The following is a 22,640-nucleotide window of genomic DNA, read 5'->3' as shown; positions in this document are numbered from 1 at the left end:
CGAAACCGCTAGGTGCGCCCGCACTGAAAGGCGCGTCGAAAAATCGCTGCGACAATCACGTAGTGTAAGTAGCGCGCCGGTTTAACGTCCGCAAAGGATGTCGGCCGCCCCCTTGCTACGCTTGCTCTGGGGCGTCCGCATGCCGTTGCGCGCGCAACGCAATTCGACGCACTGTTTTCATTCGGCCGTCGATCAGATACGCCTCGCCGAGCGTCCCGCGCTATTTCGCCGCGCTCACCGCCGGCGGCCGTTCCAGAATCTGCCCGTTCATATACGCGAAATGCCGTTCGCGCGGCACCGTCGGCGGCACGGCCATCGGCTCGTCGGGTTTACGGTCGAGATAGCTGATCACGAGGTCGTCGCCGTGGATTGCGATGCCGATCGGTTGAATCCGATCGCCAACCTTGAACGTCGTAGCGCGACCGTCGTTGAACACGAGCGCCACGTAGTAGAACGTCCCGCTGCCGCCGCCGTCCTGAGAAACGAAAGTGGCGACCGTCGAACGCCCGCCGAGCTTACCGACCGCATGCTCGGGCGGCTCCACGACGCGGGTGACGTCCTGCTCCGACGAACCATCCGCGGCCGGCTGGCTATGCTGGCCCTCGAGCAGCGTCACATCCTTGCCTTCGATGCTGTAGATGGCGTCCTTGTAATCGATCTGCGGCCCAGTCGGCTTGTCGCTCACAGGGACTGCCGTCACCGTCAGCCCCAGGTGCGCAAGCGCGTTGTCGCGCAGGCCGTCGACGCGGTGCTGATACGCGTCGGAAAGGCACGAGACTTGCGCGCCGCAGGCGTCGCGCGTGTCGTGCTGCCACTTGTCACGATCGGCTTGCAGGCCGTCGCGGAAATCGTGGTAAGCCTTGGTATCCGCTGCGGGCTTAGCCTCGAGCAGCATCGTGTAGTACGTGTTCGCCTGCGCATCCAACGCACGCAGCGCGGCGTTGCTGCAGATCGTGCGCTCGGTTCCCGGATGCGGCTTAGCGCAGTCGAGGTCGGCCGTCTGCGCGAACGCGCTCATCGATACACATGCGAAAAGCGCTGCCGCGGCAGCGCATGGGCCCATTTTTTTCATTTTGATTGTCGAATTGCTGTTGGTGAAAAACGTCTGATCATAGCGCGCATTCAGCATCGCCGGCCCGGCATTTGGCCCTCTGTTGGCATACTGTGGGCCAGCCGTCAGCAGACCGTCGGGTTGGCTTTTTTTGTCCCCAATGGCCCGACATTTACCCACTAACGGCAGCGCACGTTCGTTCGCTAATCGGGCGTATCGGCGGCGCCCAGGCGGCATCCGCAATCGATGCTTCGGCGCAGCATCCAACGCCGCTATACTGACCGACTGCGGGCCATGCAAGGCCCTGCCCGCGTGTCCACCCCTTCGCTTCGTTAGACCAACGCCTATGACGCTCAAGACGCTGAACTCGCTTTCCTCTTGGTCCGCGCTCACCGCGCATTACGAACAGATCCGCGACGAACGGCTGCGCGACTGGTTCGCCGCCGACACCGGCCAGCCCTCGCGTGCCGAGCGCTTCACGATCGAAGGCGGCGGACTCACGGCCGATTTTTCGAAGAACCGCATCACCGACGAAACGCTGCGCCTGCTGGTTGCGCTCGCCGACGAAGCCGGCGTGGCCAAGCGCCGCGATGCGATGTTCGCCGGCGAAGTCGTCAATCCGACCGAAGGCCGCGCGGCCCTGCATACGGCTTTGCGCGCGACCCAACCCGACGCGCCGTTCCATGCGCAAGTGGCGGGCGAACGCGCCAAGATGGCCGAATTCGCCGAACGCGTGCGCAGCGGCGCCTGGACGGGCTACACCGGCAAGCGCATTCGCCACGTCGTCAATATCGGCATCGGCGGCTCCGACCTCGGGCCGAAGATGGTCGTCCATGCGCTCGAGCATCTCTCGCATCCCGATATCTCGAGCTACTTCGTCTCGAACGTCGACGGCGCCGATCTCGCGCGCGTCCTGACCCGCATCGACCCCGAAGAGACGCTCGCCATCATCGTCTCCAAGACGTTCACGACGCTCGAAACGATGACGAACGCGCGCTCGCTGCGCGATTGGTTCGTGCAAAACGGCTGCCCCGAACGCGCGCTCGCCCAGCACTTCGTCGGCGTGTCGGCCAATCCGGCCGAAGTCGTGAAGTTCGGCATCGCCGAAGAGAACGTCTTCGAAATGTGGGATTGGGTGGGCGGGCGCTACTCGCTGTGGTCGGCCGTCGGCTTGTCGATCATGATCGCGGTCGGCGCGGCGAACTTCGACGCCCTGCTCGCCGGTGCGAACGACATGGACCGCCATTTCCGCGAGGCGCCGCTCGAGCGCAACTTGCCGGTGCTGCTCGGCCTCATCGGCATCTGGTATCGCAACTTCTTCGGCCTGCAGAGCTATCTCGTCGCGCCGTACTCGGAGGCGCTGCACTATCTGCCGTCGTACTTGCAGCAGCTCGAAATGGAGAGCAACGGCAAGCAGGCGCGGCTCGACGGCGCATACGTCGACTACGCCACCTCCGCGGTGACCTGGGGCGAGCCCGGCACGAACGGGCAGCACGCGTTCTTCCAGATGCTGCACCAAGGCCCGACGATCGTGCCGATCGACTTCATCGCCGTGCTCACGCCCGAGCATCTGCTCGTCAGCCACCATCCGAAGCTGCTCGCGAACTGCTTCGCGCAAAGCGAAGCGCTGATGCTGGGCCGGACCGAAGAGGAAGCGCGCAAGGTGGCCGGCCCGGACAAGCCCGAACTCGTGCCGCACCTCGTGTTCCCGGGCAACCGGCCGTCGACGACGCTGCTGCTCGAGACGCTCGAGCCGCGCTCGCTCGGCGCGCTGATCGCGCTCTACGAGCATAAGGTGCTCGTGCAAGCGGCCGTTTGGAACATCAATCCGTTCGACCAGTGGGGCGTGGAACTCGGCAAGATCCTCGGCAAGGTGGTCGAAGCCGACCTCACGAGCGCCGCGTTCGACGCGCACAAGCACGACTCGTCGACATCGGCCCTCATCGAGCGCGCACGCAAAGCCGCTCGCGGCGGTTAAGCCTAGGCCTCGGGCGGGCCGTGCCGCACCAGACGGCCCGCCTCGATCGTCACCGTGCGGGCACAGCGGCGGGCCAATTCGGTGTCGTGCGTGACGAGGATGAGGGTTGCGCCCTGCGCCGCGTTCAACTCGAACATGAGGTCGATGACGGCATGCCCCGTGGCGGCGTCGAGGCTGCCCGTGGGCTCGTCGGCGAACAGAATCGCAGGGCGCGTGACGAACGCCCGCGCCAACGCGACGCGCTGCTGTTCGCCTCCTGAAAGGAGCTTCGGGTAATGTTGCGTCCGGGCACGGAGCCCGACACGTTCGAGCAGCGCGCTCGCGCGAGCGGTCGCGTCCTGTACGTCGGTGCCGCCTTGCAATTCGAGCGGCAAGCGGACGTTTTCGAGCGCGGTCAGGTGCGGCATCAATTGAAAGGATTGGAAGACGAAGCCGATCGAGCCGTTGCGCAGCCGCGCGCGCTCGTCTTCCGACAGATTCGAAAGATCGTGCCCGAGCAATCGAACCGAACCGGACGTTGCATTGTCCAAGCCCGCGAGCAAGCCGAGCAATGTCGACTTGCCCGAACCCGACGCGCCGACGATCGCGACACTCGTGCCGGCGGCGACGTCGAACGCGATATCGTCAAGTATCGTCAGCTCGCCTGTCGCATCCTTGACCCGCTTGCATAAACTGCGCACTTCGATAATGGCATTGGTGGTTTCTGGCATGAACAAGCGTCGCTGGATTTTCGGTACGGCCGCCGCGGCCACGATGGTGGCCTCCGGCCTCTTTGCACTTTCATCGTTCATTACGGCCACGCCCGCGCGAAGCGCGGAAACGACGCGGCCCGTCATCGTCGTACTGGGCGACAGCATCTCCGCCGAATACGGCCTGCCTCAAGATACAGGATGGGTCGCGCTTTTGCGCAAGCGGCTCGCCGAGCAGCGAATCGATTATAGCGTTGCGAACGCAAGCATCAGCGGAGACACGACGAGCGGCGGACGCGCACGCATGCCCGAGTTGATGGAGCGGCTCAAGCCGTCGATCGTCATCGTCGAACTGGGTGCGAACGACGCGCTGCGCGGCGTCCCGCTGTCGACGACCAAAGACAACCTGCGCACGATCGTCGAGCAAGCGCAGCAAGGCCATGCGAAGGTCGTGCTCGTCGGCATGTATGTGCCGTCAAACTACGGCCAAGCCTACACGCAACGCTTTCACGCGATGTACGGCAAGCTCGCGCACGACATGAGCGTGCGTCTCGTGCCGTTCTTGCTCGCCGGTATCGAGAACAAGCCCGACATGTTCCAGTCCGACCAGATGCACCCGACGCAGCAGGCGCAGCCCGTGTTGCTCGACAACGTCTGGCCTGTACTGTCTCCGTTGCTGCGGAAGTAAGGGTTTCCGGTGCGCTCTAGAGCGCGCCGCCTCGCAGCCTTATAGGCTTATAGTCCTTTCGCTCTGCTTGCCCTTTTCGCTTGGGCAATCCCTCTCCGGCTCCCGCCATTCGGACGAAAAAAAACCGCGCTGCAGATTGAGCGCGGTTTTTTTTTGTTCGAGCGATACGACCGCTCGGCTTACTGCGAATCGCCCTGCGGCGAACTCGGCGTGCCGTAGACCTTCACCTTCGAGCGCTGGCGCAGTGACGCGACATACCCTTCCAGCTGCGCTTGCGCGTCGACTTGCGCGAGTTCGCGCTGCGCGGCCGCGAGGCGCGGCGCATCGATCGGCGCCGGCGGCACCACGGAATTGACGCGGTAGATCGCGTAGCCGTCGTTGCCGAGATCGACGCCGACATAACCGGGCAGCTTGCTGTCGTCGACCTTGAAGATCGGGCCGAGCGCAAGCGGCGAAACGCCTTGCGCATCGCTGCGCGAGACCTTCTGCTCGGGGCTGAAGCCGGCGGTCGACTTCGACTTTTGCAGATCGGCCAGCTTGGCCTCGCCGTCCTTGCGGGCCAGCTCGTCTGCCTGCTCGGCCACGTACTTCGCGCGCACCGCATCCTTGATCGACGCGAGCGGCGGCGTGGCAGCCGGCTTGAAGTCGGTCACGTGCGCGGCGATCAGCGTGCTGTTGCCGGCGTCGATCGCCTGCGTGTTGTTGTGGTTCGTGACCGAATCGTTCGCGAACACCGCGGCCAAGAACTTGGGATTGTTGAGCGGGCTGTCCGGAGGCAGCTTCGCATTCGGCGTGGGCGTGACCGTAGCCGTCTGAACCGTCAGCTTGTATTTATCGGCGGCCGGCTTCAGGCTCTTGGCCTGCTCGTAGACCGTCGACGTGAAGCCGTCGGAATCGTCGCTGAACGCCTTCGCGCCGGCCTGCGTCTTCAGATCGCTGAGGATCGAGGCCTTCACGTCGTCGAACGGCTTCGTCGTGGCCGGCTTGACGTCGGTCGCCTTGATGATGTGATAGCCGAACGACGAATGCACGACGCTGCTCACATCACCCTTGTTCAGCGCCATCGCCGCCGCATCGAATGTCTTCTCGCCCGTCAGGACGCCGCTCGTCGACCAGCCCAGATCGCCGCCCTTTGCTGCCGAGCCGGGATCTTGCGATTCCTTCTGCGCGATTTGAGCGAATTGATCCGGATGCGCCTTGATCTCGGCCAGCACCTCTTCGGCCTTGGCCTTTGCCTTGGCGTCGTCCGCCGGGCTCGCCGTCTTCGGCGACGTGATCAGGATCTGGCTCACACGCACCTCACGCGGCGTCGTGTAGTGCGCCACGTTCTGGTCGTAGTACTGCTTCGCATCGGCGTCGCTCGGCGCGGCACCGCTCGCGAGCGTGGCCGGCGACAACACGAGGTAGTCGATCGTGGCCGTCGCGGGCGTGGCGAAATCGGCGCTGTGAGCCGTGTAGTAGGCCGTCAGCTGGGCGTCGGTAGGCTGCACCTTCGACACGTAATCGCTGGCATGCAACACGAGCGATTGCACGGTGCGCTGCGCCTCGGCGAGCTGCGCGATCCGTTCGGCCAAGGACTTCGGCGTGAACGCGCTCGTCTCGATGCTTTGCGGGATCTGCTCCATGGCCAGGCCGTAGCGGACACGCTCGTCGTATTGTTCAGGGGTCATGCCCTGCATCGCGAGCAGCTGCTTATAGCGATCGATGTCGATCGATCCGTCGGGCTTGCGCAGCGACGCGACGACCGGATCCGAGAGCAGCGCGCGGCGCACGGCGTCGTCCGATGCCGTCAGATGTTCGCGCTGGGTTTCGTCGGCCAGGGCACGCTGCTGAATCAGGTTGTCGAGCAGATCGCGGCGGCGCTCAGGTGTATCGAGTGCCTTGGCATCGAACTGCGAACCGAGGTACTGGCGGGCCTGATCCATCTGCTGCCGCATGGCATCGTCGAATTCCACGCGGGTGATCTTGTGTCCATTCACGCTCGCGACGTTCGCACTGTCATCGAAAAAACCGCGAAAGCCTTGTATACCTAGAACACCCAGCCCCGGCACGATGAGGAGGACGAGCAGAAGCATCATCAAGCGCTGATGGTTGCGAAAGTAATCGAGCATGCGTGATCGGGTTCGTTGGACAAAAACGTCCAATAGTACAACAGGTGCGGCCCGACTCGGCAATTTGGACCGGGCAGAGTCCACTTGAGCGAGGATTAACCGAAAGGTCTACCTATGTTGGTGTTCGTTAGGTTACGCGGCAACCTCACCCTCGAAGATGGGCGGACGTCTATGATCAATGGGGTTGCCAGCCGCTACCGGCCGTCCGCACAATAGGCGCGCGGCCGCTTGCGCCGCGACGCGGGGCCGCAAGACTCGCCCGCGATTTTCCCCAATCCGGCGCGCCTCGAGCGACGCCGTGGCGCCGCGAACGGCTCGCGGCGCATCGCCCGGCCGGAGGCGACATGCTCTACCAGTGGCTAGAAACCCAGCGCGCGATGATGCGCTCGTTCGACGCATGGGCCGCGTTCGCCAGCGCGCCGTGGGGTGCCTCGCCCGCGCAAGCGGCCGAGGACCACGCCGATGCGCCCTATCGTGGCGACGCCCGCTTGGCGAGCGTCGCGCTGCCCGGGTGCGACTGGCTTTACCGGCTCCTGCAAGCGCCGCCCGAACCGCCGCCGTTCGCGATCGACTCGGTGCGAATTGGCGGGCGGACCGTGCCCGTGAGCGAGGCCGTCGTCGATCGGACGCCGTTTTGCGCGCTGCGCCGATTCACGCGGGAATTCGATGCGGTGCCGATCGAGCGTGGAAGTAAGACACATAAAGACGTGGCCGCCGCCTCTCGGTCTCGGGGGCGAACCGCCGATCTTCCCTTGGAGGATGCCGATGCCGCGGGCGCGCTAGGGTCGGCCGGCGTGCTGCTCGTCACGCCGCTCGCCGGCCACCACGCCGTGATGCTGCGCGAAACGGTGGAGACGCTGCTCGAAGACGCCGACGTGTATGTCACCGATTGGGCCGACGCGCGCGATGTCCCGCTCGCGCAAGGCCGCTTCGGCCTGAGCGACTACGTGCTCATCGTCGAACGGTTCCTGTGCGCGCTCGCCGAACGCGGCGTGCACGTGCTCGCAGTCTGCCAAGCCGCTCCGCCGGCATTGGCCGCGGCGGCGTTGATCGCGGCCTCGGACAGCGGGCTGGCACCGCTGAGCATCACGTTGATGGGGGGGCCGATCGACGCACGCCTGCATCCGACGATGATCGACCGCCTCGCGGCGACGCACGACATCGAATGGTTCCGCCATACCGTCATCGATACCGTGCCGCCCCTCTACGCCGGCGCGGGGCGACGGATCTACCCCGGGTATGTCCAGCATGCGGCGATCGTCTCCGCTCATCCGCATCGCCAGATGGCGCTCGAATCGCGATATTGGACGAGCCGCATGTCGGGCGATGCCCGTGCCGCCGCAGCCAGCCTGCGTTCGCTCAAGGAGTACTCCGCCGTGCTCGACATGGACGAAGACTACTTCCTCGACACGCTGCGGATCGTCTTTCAGGAGCAGCGGCTGGCTCGCGGAACATGGTCCGTCGGCACGCGCCGCGTGTTGCCGGAGGCGTTGACGGCGACGGCGCTCTGTACTGTCGAAGGCGACCGCGACGACATCGCCGGGGCCGACCAGACGCACGCGGCGCACGCCGTTTGCGCCGCCGTACCCGATACGATGCGAATGCGTATGACCATCGGCGACTGCGATCACTACGACTTGTTCACCGGGCCGAGGTGGCGGGAAACCGTCCATCCCGCCTTGCGGGCGTTTTGGCTAGAACATGCGAGTCATCGGTAAGCGATTGCGCAGCACAGATCGCTTGATCCGGATCACGGCAGGGCCTCGCGCTTAACCGAAAGCGGCGAAACATCAGACGATATCGCCCAACTGCTCCTCGGCCTCGGCGTCGTGCCGCACGAGCAGCACGGGCACATGCGCCAACCGCAGGAGCCCTTGCGCCGCGCTGCCCGGCAGCATGCGGCGCTTAGCGTGCCGCCCATGCGTACCCATGGTGATCAAATCGGCTTCGCACTCGTCGGCCGTGCGCGAAATCACCTCGGCGATTCCGTCCCCGTAGGCATCCACCGCGCGCGTCATCCCATTCACGCCCTGCTCGCTGAGCGCCGTCCGCGCGTCCTCGAGCGCGGCGGTCGCCGCGTCCACCCGGCCGCCGTCCGCGCTTTGATCGGACGTATAGATGGCCGCTACATCGACGAGTTGCGACGTGTGCTCGACGACGAATACCGCAATGACTTCTCCATCCGAGGCCTTCGCGATCTTCAGCGCCTCGTCGAGCGCAAGACGCGCGGCGCGGCTGCCGTCGACGGCAGCGAGAATCCGCTTGTACATGACGTGTCCTCCCAGGCTCGAGGCCTGCTTTTCACACCTGACCGCAGGCGGCGCTAATTAGGCGCATAACGCGTGCGCACTGCGTCGACGTGGCGCAGCGCCCCGCCCATGGCCGATCTCCGGCTAAACGCGAAACTTCGCCACACGTTGATGTAGGACAATCCTTACAAACCTTCATCAAGGCTTACCGCAGTTTCATACGCCGCCGATTTCTTTATAGCGTCCGACCTCCGATACTGCGAATCAAGAAAAGGGCTCCCCCGCCGTCTTGCCCGTGTGCAGTCCGCCCAGGAGGTCGTATGTTCAACGAAGCAACCTTCGCCGACGATATCGCGCCGGCATCGGTCCCCGCCTCGGCCCACGTCAGCGGGAAGGCGGCATCCAGCCGTCCGGCGCAGCAATGCGGCAGCTGCTCGATGCGCTCGGCCTGCATGCCGCAAGCGCTGAACGCGCAGGAGTTGTCGCGGTTCGATTCGATCGTCAGTGCGACGCGCCTCATCAAGCGCGGCGATGCGATCTATCGCGCAAACGATCCGTTCCAGAGCATTTATGCAATCCGAGCGGGTTCGTTCAAGACCGTCGTCATGCATCGCGACGGCCGCGAGCAAGTCACGGGCTTCCATTTGGCCGGCGAAGTACTCGGGCTCGACGGTGTCTGCACCGAAAGCCACAGCAGCGACGCGATCGCGATCGAGGACAGCAGCGTCTGCATCATTCCCTACGCGCTGCTCGAATCGATGTGCGCCGAGTCGAAGAGCCTTCAGCAACAAGTGCTGCGGATGATGAGCGGCGAGATCGTCCGCGAATCGTCGCTGATGATGCTGCTCGGCACGATGAGCGCGGAGCAGCGCGTCGCTGCCTTTTTGCTCAACTTGTCGAGCCGCATGAAGGCGCGCGGCTACTCGGCCGCCGAATTCAACCTGCGGATGACGCGCGAAGAGATGGGCAACTTTCTCGGCATGAAGCTCGAAACCGTGAGCCGCATGTTCTCGAAATTCCAGAGAGAGGGGCTTTTGCAAACGCACGGCAAGCGGATTCGCATCGTCAATCTCGACGCGCTCGGGCGGGTGTAACCCCGCCTAGCCCGCGGTACCTCAGCTTGGATCGCCCAAGGCGAAAGGGTGTGGCGCCTGCAGCCGTTCTGCAACGGCTGCAGGCGCACGCTAGCAGGCGGCTTACTCCGCCTGCACCGTCCGTTGCCGCTGCTCGCCGAGCCCGTCGATGCCGAGCCGCATCGTCTGCCCCGCCTTCAAATAGACCGGCGTCGGCTTGATCCCAAGCCCCACGCCGGGCGGCGTGCCCGTGGAGATGACATCGCCGGGCTGCAGGCTCATGCAGCGGCTCAGGTAGGCAACGACCTCGGCGACGTTGAAAATCATCGTCCGCGTATTGCCGTTCTGATAGCGATGCCCGTCCACCTCGAGCCACAAGCCGAGCTGCTGCGGATCGGGCACCTCGTCGCGCGTGACGAGCCAGGGCCCGATCGGGCCGAACGTGTCGAAGCCCTTGCCCTTGTCCCACTGGCCGCCGCGCTCGATCTGCCATTCGCGCTCGGAAACGTCGTTGACGACGCAGTAACCCGCCACGTAATCGAGCGCGTCGGCCGCTTCGACGTTCTTGCAGGCCTTGCCGATGACGACGCCCAGCTCGACCTCCCAGTCCGTCTTCGTGGAGCCGCGCGGGATTTCGACGTCGTCGTTCGCGCCGACGATCGCGCTCGTCCACTTATTGAAGACGACCGGCTCCGTCGGGATGGGCAGGTTCGATTCCGCCGCGTGGTCGGCGTAGTTCAGCCCGATGCAGACCATCTTGCCCACGCGCCCGACGCAGGCGCCGATGCGGGCTCCGTCCGGCAAGCGCGGCAGCGTCGATGCATCGATGCCGCGCAGCCGCGCGAGGCTGGCATCGCCGAGCACGTCGCCCGCGATGTCGTCGACGACCGACGACAGATCGCGCATCACGCCGTCGGCATCGACGAGCCCCGGTTTTTCCTGGCCCTTCGGGCCATATCGAAGAAGCTTCATGCTGTTGCTCGACTCCAAAGATAAATCACTAAGGCACTCATCACTAGGTGCTGCAGTGCACCACGGCATGTGCGTCGCTCAATTCGACCAGCCGCCGTCGATCAAATGAATCTGCCCGGTCGTGAATCCCGCTTCATCCGACGCGAGGTAAGCGGCCAGCGCCGCGATCTCCTCAGGCCGGCCGATCCGCCCCATCGGCTGGCGCGCGACGAACGCGGCCTCGACTTCGGCCACCGACTTGCCCTGCGCCTGCGCTTGCTCGGCGATGCGCGCGCTCAGCGACGGCGATGCCACGGTGCCCGGGCAAATCGCGTTGCAGCGGATCCCGCGCGTGACGAAATCGGCCGCCACCGCCTTCGTGAGACCGATCACGGCCGCCTTCGACGTGCCGTAGACGAAGCGGTTCGGCACCCCTTTGACGCTCGAGGCCGCCGACGCCAGGTTGACGATCGAGCCGCCGCCGCGCTCGAGCATCGCGGGCAGAAACGTTCGTATTGTGCGATACATCGACTTCACGTTCAGATCGAACGCGAAATCCCAATCTGCGTCGGTGCATTCGAGCACCGAGCCCGCATGCACGAAGCCCGCGCAATTGACGAGCACGTCGATCGCGCCGATCGACTCGGCCAGCGCCGCGATCGCCGCGCCGTCGCGCACGTCGAGCAGGCGCGATTCGAACGGCGCATCGGCAAGCAAGTCGAGCCGGATGTCGGTGGCGATCACGCGCGCGCCCTCTTGGGCGAGACGCTCCGCGCACGCGCGGCCGATGCCTTGGGCGGCGGCCGTGACGAGCGCCGTCTTGCCGGCCAGGCGTTTGGCGGGCGGTTCGGGAAAGTTCTGGGCTGTGGCGGTCATGCTTAGCGGGACTCCGTCGATGGAAGACATTCAAAGACCATAGCAGGCGCGCGCGGTGCCGCCGAACAGCGCGGCACGCTCGTTGGGCTTCAGGCGCTCGGCGAAACGCGTCGCGCACGCATGCCAGGCGAGATAGCCGCCGTTCATGTCGACGACGGGCCAATCGCTGCCCCACATCGTCCGCGCGGCGCTGAAATGCTCGACAAGATGCGCGAGATAAGGTTCGAGCATGGCATCGGTACAGGGTATCGCGGCTTCGGTCACCAAGCCCGACATCTTGCAGAAGACATTGGGCAGCGCCGCGAGTTCGGCGACGCCGTCGGCCCATGGCTGCCAGCCGGCCGCGCCGCCTTCGATCGGCGGCTTCGCGCCGTGATCGACGACGATCCGCAAGCGCCGATGCCGGCGTGCGAACGGGATCAGATGCGGGAGATGGCGCGTCAATACGAGCGCATCGAAGACGAGCCCGAGACGGATCAACGCCTCGATAGCGCGATCGAGATCCGAGCGCGCGATCCAGCCGTCGTCGGACAAGTCCTGCAGCATTGGCCGCACACCCTTGAACTTCGGCTCGCGCGCGAATTCGTCGATGAGCGAAGACGCATCGGGATCGTCGAGCGGGACCCAGCCGACCACCCCCGCGATCGTCGGATCGTCGCGCGTCAGATCGAGCAGATAGCGCGTTTCGGCGAGTGTCGGCGCGGCTTGAACGACGATGCTGCGCGACACGCCTGCCTCTTGCGCGAGCGGCCGCAGATCCCGCGGCAAGAAATCCCGATAGAGCAGCGTGAGCGCCGGCGTGAGCCAGCCGTAGTCTCCGCGCTCGAGTTGCCAGAAGTGCTGATGTGCGTCGATCGTGTCCATCGTGGCCCGGTTGAGGTCTCTCGGTCTCTAAGTCGGTTGCGCGTCGGAATCGCGGATCAAGCCTCAAGCCTCAAGCATCGGGCGCCGGCGCCCGCGCGTCCAACAGCCCTTCGGCGCGCAATGCCTTCCACAGTGCGGCCGGAATCCGCGCCGTAAAAGCCTCGACGTTCCGCTTGAGTTCGTCGGCACTGCACGCCCCCGTCAACACGCTCGCCACCGCGCCGTGCGCATAGGGAAAGCGCAGCGCGGCGCTCGGCAGCGCCACGTCATGGGCCTCGCAAACAGCCTCGATCCGCGCAACGCGCTCGACGACGTCGGCCGGCGCTTCGCCGTAGTTGAACTTGAGCGCACTCGAATGTTCGTCCGGCGCCGCGCGCAGGTGCCGCACGCCGCGTGCGAGGATGCCCGAATTGAACGCCCCGCCGACGAGAATCGACACCCCGCGCCGTTCGCATTCGGGCAGCAGCGTATCGAGGGTGCGCTGCTCGAGCAGCGTATAGCGGCCAGCCAACAGTGCGCAGTCGATGTCGAATTCGCGCATGGCATCGAGCACGGCGGCTTCCTCGTTCACGCCGAGCCCCACTGCCCGCACCGCGCCCGACGTACGCAGCGTGTCGAGCGCCCTGAATCCGCCTTCGCTCAGTTGACGCCAGTAATGCGCGTTGCGCTCGCCGTGCGTGACGGTGCCGATGTCGTGCACGAGCAGGATATCGATGCGGGCGACGCCGAGCCGCTGCAGGCTATCGTCGAACGAGCGCAGGATGCCGTCATAGGTGTAGTCGTAGACGGGCGCATACGGCAGCGGACGCGCCCAGCCGTCGCGCGGCGCGCGTGCGTGCTCGCCGCGATCGGGCCGCATGATCCGGCCGGCCTTCGTCGACAGCACGTAGGCATCGCGTTCGCGCTCCCGCAGCGCAGCCCCGACGTAATGCTCGCTCTTCGTATAGCCGTAGAAAGGCGCCGTATCGAACAGCCGAACGCCGGCTTCCCACGCGGCATCGATCGTTGCGCGCGCATCGATTTCGCCTACGTCTCGATACAAGCCGCCAAGGCCCGCGCAACCGAGGCCAAGCGCGGTGACCTCGAGCGAGGTGCGGCCGATGCGCCGCTTCAAGCCGATGCCGCTGCCTGCGAGGTCATCGCCGCTCATGCGCTCACCCGCGCGGCCGTTGCCGGTACGATCGGCAGGCAGCCGGGGCCGATCGGTTCGAACGCTTTGTAGGTCAAGATGAACTCCTGATGCCCAAGCATTTCCGACTTCGATCGCTCGCCGCGTCCCAATGCCATCGTGAGGTCGAAGACTTCTCGGCCGACTTCGTCGAGCGTTGCGCGCCCCTCCAGGATCCGCCCCGCGTCGACGTCCATGTCGCCCGATAGATTGCGATACGTGGACGGGTTCGCGCAAACTTTGATGACCGGCGACACCGCCGATCCGACGACGGAGCCCCGCCCCGTCGTAAACAAGATGAGGTGGCAGCCGCAGGCGATCAGCTCGCCGATCTCGGCATTGTCGCTGATGTTCGGGAAGCCGAATCGCGGTTCGCCGTCCGGAACGACGTCGAGCAGGTAGAGACCGCCGGTGGGCGGGATGTCACCGGGCTTGACGATGCCCACGATCGGAGACGCCCCGCTTTTCGCGTACGCGCCGAGCGATTTCTCCTCTTGCGTCGTGAGCCCTCCGTCCGCGTTGCCGACGGCGAAGCTGCCATGCCCCATGATCGTGTAGTAGCGCGCGGCCTTCTCGACGCAGGCGACGATCGCGTCGCCGAGCTCCGGCCTCGCCGCGCGCGACTTCATGTGATATTCGCAGCCGACGAGCTCGCCCGTCTCCTCGAATACGCACGCCGCGCCGCGCTCGATCATCGCATCGAAGGCGCGCCCGACGGCCGGATTCGCCGTGATGCCGCTCGTGCTGTCGGAACCGCCGCATACCGTGCCGACGATGAGTTCGTCGAACCGCATCGGAACGGGACGCATGGCGGCGAGCGTGGCGCGCGCTTGCTTGATCCACTCGACGCCGCGTGCGATCGTGCTGCGCGTGCCGCCCTTCTCCTGAATCGTCAGCACTTCGACGGGCCGTCCGCTCTCGCGCACGACGTCCGCCAGATGGTGCTTGTTCATGCTCTCGCAGCCGAGCGAGACGAACAGGACCGCCCCGACGTTCGGGTGCGTCGCGATCCGCGCGAGCATCTTCTGCGCATAGGCGTTCGGATAGCAGCCGGGAAAGCCGATCAAATGAACCTCGGGCTCGGCATCGTGCGCATTGACCGCGTCGAAATCGTCATCGCCGAACCGCGGCGCGAACTGCGTGACGATCGCGCTGGCCACGTGATGCGCGCATTCGACCAGATAGGCGACGGCAACGACGTTGCGGATTCCCTTGCGCCCGTCGCTGCGCGGATAGCCGAGGAGCGGCGCGGAATCGGTGTGAATCTCGTTCATGATCGTTTCGCCTGAAAAGCCTGACAAGTCAGGATTCGTTTTGCCCGACGAAGGCGTGGCCGGCGTCGAGCGTGTACGTGGGCAGATAGTCGCTTTCGAGGTTGTGCGTATGCAGATGCTCGCCCTTCGCGACGTCGCGCGTGACGTGCCCGATCGGTGCGCCGTAGCGCAGAATCTTCTCGCCGGCCGACAAGGCATGCCGCGCGAGTTTGTGTCCGAGGGCGATCGTCGTGGCGAGCACGACCGTCTCGCCCTCCATCGCAACCGAGGTGCCGGCCTCGAGCGTCGCCGCGGCGATGAGGCAGTTGTCCTCGGGAGAAAGCAGCAGCAGCCGGGAATCGAGTGTCATGCTGGGTTACTCCTGACTACCGGCCACGCGAGCGATCATCAGCGAGCCGAGAATGATGGCGCCGTAGATCGCCTGAATCCAAAACGAGGGCACCTGGGCCAGCGTCAGCAGGTTCTGCACGACGCCGAGCAGCAGCACCCCCGTGAGCGCGCCGAACATCGTCCCCTTGCCGCCGTCCAGCGAGATGCCGCCGATCACGGCCGCCGCGAACACCGTGAAGATCATGCCGTTGCCTTGATTGGCGTTGATCGCGCCGACATAGCCGGTCACGATCAGCCCACCGATCGAGGCAAGCGCGCTGCCGAGCACGAACACGCCCCAGACGACACGCTCGACGCGAATCCCGGCCGCGCGTGCCGCCTGCGCATTGCCGCCGATCGCATACAGCGCGCGGCCGATGCGGTGATAGCGCAGCATGAAGGCAGCGAAAGCGAATGCCGCCGCGGCCAGCCATACCGACAGCGGCAGCCCGAGCACGGTGACCGTCGCCAGCGCGAAGAACGAGGACGGCATGTCGAACAGCGTGCCGCCTTTGGTCGCGCCCACGAGCATGCCGCGCAAGACGATCAGCATGGCCAGCGTGACGATGAAGGCGTTCAAGCGCAGCCGCACGACGAGCAGCCCGTTGATCCAGCCGATCAGCGCGCCCACGGCGACGATGGCGAGGAGCCCTGCGAACGGCGGCCATTGCCAGCCGAAGCCGTTCGAGGCCGCGGGCATGACGAGCATGGCACCGAGCGCGGGTGCGAAGCCCACGGTCGATTCGAGCGACAAGTCGAACTTGCCGACGATGACGATCAGCGATTCGGCGAGCACGACGAGCGCGAGCGCCGCCGATGCGCCGAGCACGCTGTCCAGGTTGGCGCGCGTCAGAAAGCTCGGGCTGACCCAAGCGCCGATGGCGATGAGCAACACGAGCGCGGGCACCAGCGCCAAATCGCGCCAGCGCGCCAACTCGATCCGCGGGCCGCGCGTTTGGCTTGCTCCCGCGACGGCGAATCCGGCCGCGCGGGCCTGCGTGCCCGAACTCGACAGACTAGGCTTCATTGAGATCGACTCCTTCGATCGATGCGATCAATTCGTGGTCAAGCCACCCGGCCGAAAACTCCTCGACGATGCGGCCTCGGAACATGACGAGCACGCGGTCGCAGCCGCGCAGATCGTCGAGTTCGCCGCTGGCGACAACAACGGCGCGCCCTTGCTCCCGCGCGCGTTCGGCCATGGCCAGCAGCGCTTCCTTCGACTTCACGTCGACGCCGGCGGTAGGATCGATCAGCACGAGCACGCGCGGATCGGTCGCGAGTGCCCGCGCCATGACGACTTTTTGCTGATTTCCGCCCGACAGTCCCGATACGGGCGCGAGCGGTCCTTGAGCGACGATACCGAGCGCATCGATCGCATCGGTTGCGAGCCGCGCCTTCAACGAAGGCCGCACGAACCCGAACCGCGCGAGCTTGCGCACGAGCGTCATCGTCGCGTTCTCGGCGATCGACTGCGTGAGTACCAGCCCTTCCCTATGCCGGTCCTTCGGCACGCAGCCGACACCGGCATCGAGCGCGGCGGGCACATCGCCGTACGGCAGCGTGACGCTCGCCCCGCCCTCGTTCGCCGAGACGCGCACGGCCCCAGCACGCGGGCGGCGCAGCCCGGCGATCGCTTCGGCGACACTCGTGCGCCCGCTGCTGGTGGCGCCCGCCAATCCGACCACCTCGCCGCGGCGCACGTTGAACGACACCTCGTCGAAGTCCTCGCCGCTCAGCGCGGCGACGTCAAGGGCAACGGGCACCTCGTCCAGCGGCGCACGGGAAGCGGCATCGGCGCACGCCACACCGCCGGCCTCGCCCGTCATTGCTTCGATGAGCGCCTCTCTCGGCAGCCGCTCGACACCTGACGTCAAGATCCGGCGCGCATCGCGCAGGACCGTGACGGCTTGGCAGATCTCATAGACCTCTTGCAGATGATGCGAAATGAAGAGGAACGTGACGCCTTCTTTCTGCAGCTCTTCGATGCGGCGAAAGAGCCGCTGGATCTCGTCTCCGTCGAGCTGCGCCGTGGGCTCGTCGAGGATGATGAAGCGCGCGCCGTGCGAAAGCGCCCGCGCAATTTCGACGAGCTGCCGCGCCTCGACGCCCAGCGCGCCGCAGCGGGCATCCTCGCGCACGTCGATGTGCCAGTGATCGAGCAGCGCGCGCGCTTCGCGCCGCATGGCACGCCAATCGATGATGCCGCGCCGCCCAGGCTGCCGATTCACGAACAGATTCTCGGCCACGCTGAGATCGGGAATGACGGTCGAATGCTGATAGACGCAGGCCACGCGCTCGCGCCAGGCATCGCGATCGGCCAGCGGCGGAGCGGCCTCGCCGCCGAACCGGATTTCGCCCTGATCGGGCTTGCGCAAGCCCGTGAGCAGCGACACGAGCGTCGATTTGCCCGCGCCGTTGCGGCCCACGAGCGCATGCGACTCGCCCGGCATCACGCGCAGGCTGACGTCGGCCAGCGCTGTCGTCGAGCCGAAGCGCTTGGTCGCGCCGAGTGCTTCGACAACGGGCAGCGCCTGCTGCCCGGCTACTTCGCTAAAGAGAGGAACGGCTCCCATATCGGCTCGCATCAATCGATGGTTCGATGTCCGGCGTGCTTGCGCGAACGACAACGTGTGGACACGCCCACGTGTGGACATGCCAACGCGCAAACACGCTCGGACAGACAGCTCGATGGCTCAATGGCTCGATGACTTGTCACCTCACTTGAGCGTATTGCCCCAAAGATTCTTGTCGTCGACGTTCGCCTTCGTCACGAGCGGCGCCGGCAGTTCGTCTTCGAGAATCCCCGGCGCAAGCTGGATGATCGTGCTGTCGTGGTCGGTCGGACCCGGCTTGAACGTCTTGCCCGCGAGCGTTTCCTTCATGTACCAGAGGCCGTACTTCGCGTAGCTGTCGGCAGGCTGGGAAACGGTCGCATCGATCTCGCCCTTGCGGATCGCGTCGAATTCTTGCGGAATGCCGTCGTTGCTGACGATGACGATGTGCTTGGGATCGCCGGCCTTGAACAACAGGTGTTTGCGGCGCAACGTCTGCAGCGTCGGCGACAGATAGACGCCGCCCGCTTGCATATAAATACCCTTGACGTCCGGGTTCGCCGTCAACAGGCTGTCGAGCGCGGAGGCCGCCACGTCGCCCTTCCACGCGGCCGGAATTTCGAGCACTTTCAGCTTCGGATAATGATCCTTGACGCAGGAGCGGAACGCCTCCGACCGGTCGCGGCCGTTGACCGACGCGAGATCGCCCATGATCTGAACGACCTTGCCGGACGACACGTGATCGCCGATGTACTTGCAGGCTTTCTCGCCGTAGGCGCGATTGTCGGCGCGCACGACCATCGCGACCTTGCCTTGCGTCGGCGCGACGTCGACGGCGACGACCGGCACATTCTTCGCCGCGGCGGCATCGAGCGCGCGGCTGATGGCCGCGGAATCGAGCGGCCCCGTTACGATGCCCTTGACGCCCTGATTGAGCAGATTGTTGATGTCGGTGATCTGCTGGGCCGGATCGCCGTTCGAGTTCACGGGCGTGAGCATGTTAAGGCCCAGCTTCTTGGCGTATTGCGGCAGATAGTTGTTGTACGCCTGCCAGAACGGCGACGTCAGCAACGGCAAGTTGGCGCCGATTTCGGCGCCCGCGGCATGCGCTGCCGGGGCTGCCATCCCCATCGCGCCGACCATGGCGAACGCGGCCGCCACCGCCACGCCTCCCCGCCGCATGCGCGGCGAAACACAACGAACTGCACGAACTGCCCACTGCCCGGCGTCAACCGGTTCGATGCTCGATGTCATAGTCGTCTCCTGGCCCGATTCGGCGTTTTGGCGCGCTACTCGGGCTCCATGCTTCGCGGTGATGCGTCGGCAAGACGCAACGGAACGGAACGATCCGTCCCGATCTTGTATTCCGCTCTTCGTCGGCTTAGTTATGCTGCTGTTTTCGGGCAATGGGATGCGACCGGCGTGCGTCGCACCGCGAGCGCTGCTAGCGCATCGATGAACCGATGCACGCATTCATGGATGAACATATTATTCATATACGGACGATCGAACGTCAAGCGCGACGCTCGCCCGTGTTTTCCCTTAGCCCGGGTTGGTTCATGCCCGACCTAATGCCCTGAGACGCCTTGAGACGACACTGCCTGTGAAACCCGCCAAGTCACCGAATCCGAGCGACGCCGCTCCCGAGGCCGCGCTCGACGAAGCCGAGCGCTACCGCGCTCCCGCGCTCGACAAAGGGCTCGACATCCTTGAATTGCTGTCGGAGCAAAAGGACGGGCTCACGCGAGCCGAAATCATGAAAGCGCTAGGACGCAACGCGAGCGAGATCTATCGCATGCTGGAACGGCTCGTCGTGCGTCAATACGTCGTACGTTCCTCGGGCGGCGATCGCTATTCGCTGAGCCTGAAGCTGTTCGCGCTCGCGCACCGCCACCCCCCGATGAATCGTTTCATTGCCGCGGCGCTGCCCGTCATGCAGTCCTTCGCCGACGAAGCCGAGCAGTCGGTTCATCTGACCGTCTACGACCGCGGCAATTTGCTCGTGATCGCGCAGGTCGACGGCCCGGGCACGTGGGGGCTGTCGATTCGTCTCGGCTCGCGTGTGGGATTGATCGATACCGCCTCGGGGCAAGTGATGCTGGCGTTCCAGAGCGAGGCCGAGCGCTCGCGCATGCTCGACGAGCACACGAAGGTCAAAGGGGAAATCGCGCTCGACGAGGCGGCGTTGGCCTCGACCTTCGCCGCCATCCGCGCGCGCGGCCACTTGCGCAAGGACAGCGCGCAGACGTTCGGCGTGACCGATGTGTCGTTCCCGATCCTCGGCCCGTCGGGCCACGCGATCGCCGCGCTGACTACGCCGTATATGCGGCGCATCGACGAATACGTCGCACCTTCGCTCGACGACGTAACGGCGATGCTCGAAGCGGCCACCCTCAAGCTGTCCATGCACGAGGGAAACTAGCGGAGATCTAGCCCTACAGCTTCGACGGCGATCGGCCGTTAACCGAGACGAGAACTAACACGCGGCATCGCCGCATCCCCCGATGCACATCGCCGAAAGCGACCCTAGACCCTAATGAAACCGGCCACGCCCAACACAGGAACCGCCCTCGATACCACGAGCGCAGCCCCCGTCGACCTGTTCGACCTGACGCCCACCTCGCTATGGATCGAGGACTACAGCAGCTTGCGCGCCCTGTTCGAGACCTGGCGCAGCGAGGGCGTGACGGACCTGCGCGCGTTCCTCACGGCGGATACGCGCCGCGTCGCGCAATGTTCGGCCTGCATCCGCGTGCTCAAGGTCAACCGCCGCACGCTCGAGATGTACGGTGCGCGCGATTTCGACGAACTGTCGGCGCGCCTGGGCGACGTGCTGCGCGACGACATGCTCGAGGCGCACATCGAGGAGCTCGAGACAATGTGGTCGGGCAGCTTGTCGTTCGAGAGCAAGAGCGTCAACTACCGGCTGGACGGGCGCCGGCTCGACATCCTGCTCAAAGGGCTGATCCTGCCCGGGCATGAAGCGTCGTGGGATCGCGTGCTCGTCGCCATCGACGACATCACCGATCTCGAAGACGCGCGCCGGCGCGCAACCGCGAGCCATGAATACGCGCAGGGGCTGTTCGAGCACGCCCCCGTCTCGCTCTGGATCGAGGATTTCCGCCGCATCAAGGCGCTCATCGACGAAGTGCGCGAGCAAGGCATCATGGATTTCCGCACGTTCACGGACGTGCATCCGGAGTTCGTCGAGCGCTGCATGGCCGAGATCGTCGTGCTCGACGTCAACCGCCACACGATCGATTTGTTCAAGGCCGATGACAAAGCGGCGCTGCTCGGCCGCCTGCCCGAAGTGTTCCGCGACGATATGCGCCCTCACTTCCGCGAGCAGTTGATCGAGCTATGGGACGGACGTCTGTTCCAGCAGCGCGAAGTGCTGAACTATTCGCTCGACGGCAACGAAGTGCACTTGCATCTGCAGTTCTCGGTGTTTCCCGGCCACGAACGCGAATGGGATCTCGTGCTGCTCGCGTTGACCGACATCACCGCGCGCAAGAAAGCCGAGGCCTACCTCGAATACCTCGGCAAGCACGACGTGCTGACGAAGCTGAAGAACCGCTCGTTCTATGTCGACGAACTGAACCGCCTCGAGCGCAAAGGCCCCTTCCCCGTCAGCGCGATCATCGTCGATTTGAACCACCTCAAAACGGTTAACGATCAGCTCGGCCACGCAGCCGGCGACGCGCTGCTGCGGCGCGCGGGCGAAGTGCTCGCCAAGGCGATCCACAAGCCGTATCAAGCGGCGCGCATCGGCGGAGACGAATTCGCCGTGCTGCTGCCCGGCGCGAACGAACGCGAAACGGAAGTGATTGCCGACAGCATTCGTCAGATCGTAGAGCTGAACAATCAGTTCTACTCGGGGCCGGCGTTGAGCTTCTCGATGGGCTGGGCCACCTGCGACCGCGGCGAGCGCATCGAAGACATGCTGCGCGAAGCCGATTCGGCGATGTACGAAGACAAGCGCCGCCATCACGCGCCGGAGCCGCGCGCCGAAGACTGACGGCGAAGCGATTGCACAAAGTGCTTGACTATCTATCTACCAGTAGATAAAGTGCGTGCCATGGAAACGACGAAGACGGTGCGCGAGCAAATCATCGATCATGCGATCACGCTGATGATGCTGCGCGGCTACAACGGATTCAGCTATCGGGATCTGTCGGAGCTCGTCGGCGTGAAGACTTCGAGCATTCATTACTACTTTCCGTCGAAAGACGATCTGGTACTCGAAGCCGTTCACGCCTACACGCAGGAAGTGCAAGGCGCCGTTCAAACGATCGATGCCGCGTTGCCGGCCGAAGGCAAGCTCGCGAAATTCGCGAAGATGTTCGGCCGCACGCTCGGCGAGGGCGATCAGATCTGCCTGTGCGGAATGCTCGCCGCCGACATCGAAACGCTGCCGGAGCCCGTTCGTCTCGCAGTGCAAGGGTTCTTCAAAGCGAACGAGAATTGGCTGGCGGAGGTATTCGCGGAGGGCGGGCGCGACGGTACATTGCCGACGAGCGCCAAACCCGAGCAAGCGGCACGCGCGTTTTTCGCGGCGCTGCAGGGCGCCGGATTGACCAGCCGCTTGTTTCGCGCGAAAGGCCGGCTCGAGGAAGTTGAAGCGTCGTTCAAGTTGTCGAAGTAGAGCAGTCGAAGCAGGACGGGGCGTGGTTTCGCGCCCTTTTAATCGGCCCAGTTATCTACCTTCTAATAGATAGAATAACGGCCCGCATAGCAGGGATCG

Annotated in this window: 20 protein-coding genes; 7 read left to right on the top strand and 13 right to left on the bottom strand. The window is 65.0% G+C overall.

Going from position 1 to position 22,640, the window contains the following annotated elements:
• Positions 1-220: 220 nt before the first annotated feature.
• Positions 221-1,018, bottom strand: a complete 798-nt coding sequence (locus DWV00_RS09215; protein WP_181885400.1) for a lysozyme inhibitor LprI family protein — start codon at positions 1,016-1,018, stop codon at positions 221-223.
• 379 nt (positions 1,019-1,397) lie between these two features.
• Between DWV00_RS09215 and pgi the strand changes: the two genes are divergently transcribed.
• The gene (gene pgi, locus DWV00_RS09210) at positions 1,398-3,029 is read left to right on the top strand and encodes a glucose-6-phosphate isomerase (protein ID WP_115533264.1); all 1,632 of its coding nucleotides are present in this window, start codon (positions 1,398-1,400) and stop codon (positions 3,027-3,029) included.
• 2 nt (positions 3,030-3,031) lie between these two features.
• On the opposite strand, the gene DWV00_RS09205 is transcribed toward pgi, so the two are convergent.
• On the bottom strand, positions 3,032-3,739 hold the full coding sequence (locus tag DWV00_RS09205; protein WP_115533263.1) for an ABC transporter ATP-binding protein: 708 nt from the start codon (positions 3,737-3,739) through the stop codon (positions 3,032-3,034).
• On the opposite strand from DWV00_RS09205, the gene DWV00_RS09200 reads away from it, so the two are divergent.
• Entirely contained in the window at positions 3,738-4,406 is a 669-nt protein-coding gene (locus DWV00_RS09200; protein WP_245964796.1) for an arylesterase, read from the top strand. The two genes, DWV00_RS09205 and DWV00_RS09200, sit on opposite strands and share 2 nt — an antisense overlap.
• Positions 4,407-4,585: 179 nt before the next feature.
• On the opposite strand, the gene DWV00_RS09195 is transcribed toward DWV00_RS09200, so the two are convergent.
• Positions 4,586-6,517 (bottom strand): SurA N-terminal domain-containing protein, encoded by a 1,932-nt coding sequence (locus DWV00_RS09195; RefSeq protein ID WP_115533261.1) that lies wholly within the window; start codon positions 6,515-6,517, stop codon positions 4,586-4,588.
• A gap of 344 nt (positions 6,518-6,861) precedes the next feature.
• Between DWV00_RS09195 and phaZ the strand changes: the two genes are divergently transcribed.
• Positions 6,862-8,235, top strand: coding sequence for a polyhydroxyalkanoate depolymerase (phaZ, locus tag DWV00_RS09190; protein ID WP_115533260.1), 1,374 nt, complete (start codon positions 6,862-6,864; stop codon positions 8,233-8,235).
• Between the two features lie 72 nt (positions 8,236-8,307).
• On the opposite strand, the gene DWV00_RS09185 is transcribed toward phaZ, so the two are convergent.
• Positions 8,308-8,787 carry a universal stress protein gene (locus DWV00_RS09185; RefSeq protein ID WP_115533259.1) on the bottom strand — a complete coding sequence of 160 codons (480 nt, stop codon included), beginning with the start codon at positions 8,785-8,787 and terminating at the stop codon, positions 8,308-8,310.
• A gap of 299 nt (positions 8,788-9,086) precedes the next feature.
• Here DWV00_RS09185 and fnr point away from each other — a divergent pair, with 299 nt between their 5' ends.
• On the top strand, positions 9,087-9,860 hold the full coding sequence (gene fnr, locus DWV00_RS09180; protein ID WP_115533258.1) for a fumarate/nitrate reduction transcriptional regulator Fnr: 774 nt from the start codon (positions 9,087-9,089) through the stop codon (positions 9,858-9,860).
• Positions 9,861-9,962: 102 nt separating this feature from the next.
• On the opposite strand, the gene DWV00_RS09175 is transcribed toward fnr, so the two are convergent.
• From DWV00_RS09175 to DWV00_RS09135, 9 genes are all read right to left on the bottom strand, one after another.
• Positions 9,963-10,811, bottom strand: coding sequence for an ureidoglycolate lyase (locus tag DWV00_RS09175; RefSeq protein WP_115533257.1), 849 nt, complete (start codon positions 10,809-10,811; stop codon positions 9,963-9,965).
• Positions 10,812-10,889: 78 nt separating this feature from the next.
• Positions 10,890-11,666, bottom strand: a complete 777-nt coding sequence (locus tag DWV00_RS09170; RefSeq protein WP_115533256.1) for an SDR family oxidoreductase — start codon at positions 11,664-11,666, stop codon at positions 10,890-10,892.
• A gap of 30 nt (positions 11,667-11,696) precedes the next feature.
• Positions 11,697-12,530 carry an amidohydrolase family protein gene (locus DWV00_RS09165; RefSeq protein WP_115533255.1) on the bottom strand — a complete coding sequence of 278 codons (834 nt, stop codon included), beginning with the start codon at positions 12,528-12,530 and terminating at the stop codon, positions 11,697-11,699.
• Positions 12,531-12,600: 70 nt separating this feature from the next.
• Positions 12,601-13,680, bottom strand: coding sequence for an aldo/keto reductase (locus DWV00_RS09160; RefSeq protein WP_115533254.1), 1,080 nt, complete (start codon positions 13,678-13,680; stop codon positions 12,601-12,603).
• Positions 13,677-14,972, bottom strand: coding sequence for a UxaA family hydrolase (locus tag DWV00_RS09155; protein WP_245964795.1), 1,296 nt, complete (start codon positions 14,970-14,972; stop codon positions 13,677-13,679). Before DWV00_RS09155 ends, DWV00_RS09160 begins: the two co-directional genes overlap by 4 nt.
• 28 nt (positions 14,973-15,000) lie before the next feature.
• On the bottom strand, positions 15,001-15,321 hold the full coding sequence (locus tag DWV00_RS34515) for a UxaA family hydrolase (RefSeq protein ID WP_115533252.1): 321 nt from the start codon (positions 15,319-15,321) through the stop codon (positions 15,001-15,003).
• A 6-nt stretch (positions 15,322-15,327) separates the two neighbouring features.
• Positions 15,328-16,368: an ABC transporter permease gene (locus tag DWV00_RS09145; protein WP_115533251.1), complete on the bottom strand. Its 1,041-nt coding sequence runs from the start codon at positions 16,366-16,368 to the stop codon at positions 15,328-15,330.
• Entirely contained in the window at positions 16,358-17,917 is a 1,560-nt protein-coding gene (locus DWV00_RS09140) for a sugar ABC transporter ATP-binding protein (protein WP_115533250.1), read from the bottom strand. Before DWV00_RS09140 ends, DWV00_RS09145 begins: the two co-directional genes overlap by 11 nt.
• A gap of 144 nt (positions 17,918-18,061) precedes the next feature.
• Positions 18,062-19,039, bottom strand: a complete 978-nt coding sequence (locus tag DWV00_RS09135; RefSeq protein WP_245964805.1) for a sugar ABC transporter substrate-binding protein — start codon at positions 19,037-19,039, stop codon at positions 18,062-18,064.
• A gap of 460 nt (positions 19,040-19,499) precedes the next feature.
• Here DWV00_RS09135 and DWV00_RS09130 point away from each other — a divergent pair, with 460 nt between their 5' ends.
• From DWV00_RS09130 to DWV00_RS09120, 3 genes are all read left to right on the top strand, one after another.
• Entirely contained in the window at positions 19,500-20,318 is an 819-nt protein-coding gene (locus DWV00_RS09130) for an IclR family transcriptional regulator (RefSeq protein ID WP_115533248.1), read from the top strand.
• A gap of 114 nt (positions 20,319-20,432) precedes the next feature.
• Positions 20,433-21,914, top strand: coding sequence for a sensor domain-containing diguanylate cyclase (locus tag DWV00_RS09125; protein ID WP_115533247.1), 1,482 nt, complete (start codon positions 20,433-20,435; stop codon positions 21,912-21,914).
• Positions 21,915-21,974: 60 nt separating this feature from the next.
• Positions 21,975-22,541 carry a TetR/AcrR family transcriptional regulator gene (locus tag DWV00_RS09120; protein WP_115533246.1) on the top strand — a complete coding sequence of 189 codons (567 nt, stop codon included), beginning with the start codon at positions 21,975-21,977 and terminating at the stop codon, positions 22,539-22,541.
• Positions 22,542-22,640: the final 99 nt, after the last annotated feature.

It is taken from the genome of Trinickia dinghuensis (assembly GCF_003367175.1).
Lineage (GTDB): Bacteria > Pseudomonadota > Gammaproteobacteria > Burkholderiales > Burkholderiaceae > Trinickia > Trinickia dinghuensis.
This window is presented reverse-complemented; position numbering and strand designations above follow the sequence as displayed.

Coding starts and splice junctions, on each gene's coding strand:
- DWV00_RS09175 (WP_115533257.1), bottom strand. CDS start 10,811: ATGAAGCTTCTTCGATATGGCCCGAAGGGCCAGGAAAAACCGGGGCTC.
- DWV00_RS09125 (WP_115533247.1), top strand. CDS start 20,433: ATGAAACCGGCCACGCCCAACACAGGAACCGCCCTCGATACCACGAGC.
- DWV00_RS09200 (WP_245964796.1), top strand. CDS start 3,738: ATGAACAAGCGTCGCTGGATTTTCGGTACGGCCGCCGCGGCCACGATG.
- DWV00_RS09185 (WP_115533259.1), bottom strand. CDS start 8,787: ATGTACAAGCGGATTCTCGCTGCCGTCGACGGCAGCCGCGCCGCGCGT.
- DWV00_RS09215 (WP_181885400.1), bottom strand. CDS start 1,018: ATGAGCGCGTTCGCGCAGACGGCCGACCTCGACTGCGCTAAGCCGCAT.
- DWV00_RS09145 (WP_115533251.1), bottom strand. CDS start 16,368: ATGAAGCCTAGTCTGTCGAGTTCGGGCACGCAGGCCCGCGCGGCCGGA.
- DWV00_RS09155 (WP_245964795.1), bottom strand. CDS start 14,972: ATGAACGAGATTCACACCGATTCCGCGCCGCTCCTCGGCTATCCGCGC.
- DWV00_RS09140 (WP_115533250.1), bottom strand. CDS start 17,917: ATGGGAGCCGTTCCTCTCTTTAGCGAAGTAGCCGGGCAGCAGGCGCTG.
- DWV00_RS09165 (WP_115533255.1), bottom strand. CDS start 12,530: ATGGACACGATCGACGCACATCAGCACTTCTGGCAACTCGAGCGCGGA.
- DWV00_RS09205 (WP_115533263.1), bottom strand. CDS start 3,739: ATGCCAGAAACCACCAATGCCATTATCGAAGTGCGCAGTTTATGCAAG.
- DWV00_RS09120 (WP_115533246.1), top strand. CDS start 21,975: ATGGAAACGACGAAGACGGTGCGCGAGCAAATCATCGATCATGCGATC.
- DWV00_RS34515 (WP_115533252.1), bottom strand. CDS start 15,321: ATGACACTCGATTCCCGGCTGCTGCTGCTTTCTCCCGAGGACAACTGC.
- DWV00_RS09170 (WP_115533256.1), bottom strand. CDS start 11,666: ATGACCGCCACAGCCCAGAACTTTCCCGAACCGCCCGCCAAACGCCTG.
- pgi (WP_115533264.1), top strand. CDS start 1,398: ATGACGCTCAAGACGCTGAACTCGCTTTCCTCTTGGTCCGCGCTCACC.
- DWV00_RS09135 (WP_245964805.1), bottom strand. CDS start 19,039: ATGGTCGGCGCGATGGGGATGGCAGCCCCGGCAGCGCATGCCGCGGGC.
- DWV00_RS09160 (WP_115533254.1), bottom strand. CDS start 13,680: ATGAGCGGCGATGACCTCGCAGGCAGCGGCATCGGCTTGAAGCGGCGC.
- fnr (WP_115533258.1), top strand. CDS start 9,087: ATGTTCAACGAAGCAACCTTCGCCGACGATATCGCGCCGGCATCGGTC.
- phaZ (WP_115533260.1), top strand. CDS start 6,862: ATGCTCTACCAGTGGCTAGAAACCCAGCGCGCGATGATGCGCTCGTTC.
- DWV00_RS09195 (WP_115533261.1), bottom strand. CDS start 6,517: ATGCTCGATTACTTTCGCAACCATCAGCGCTTGATGATGCTTCTGCTC.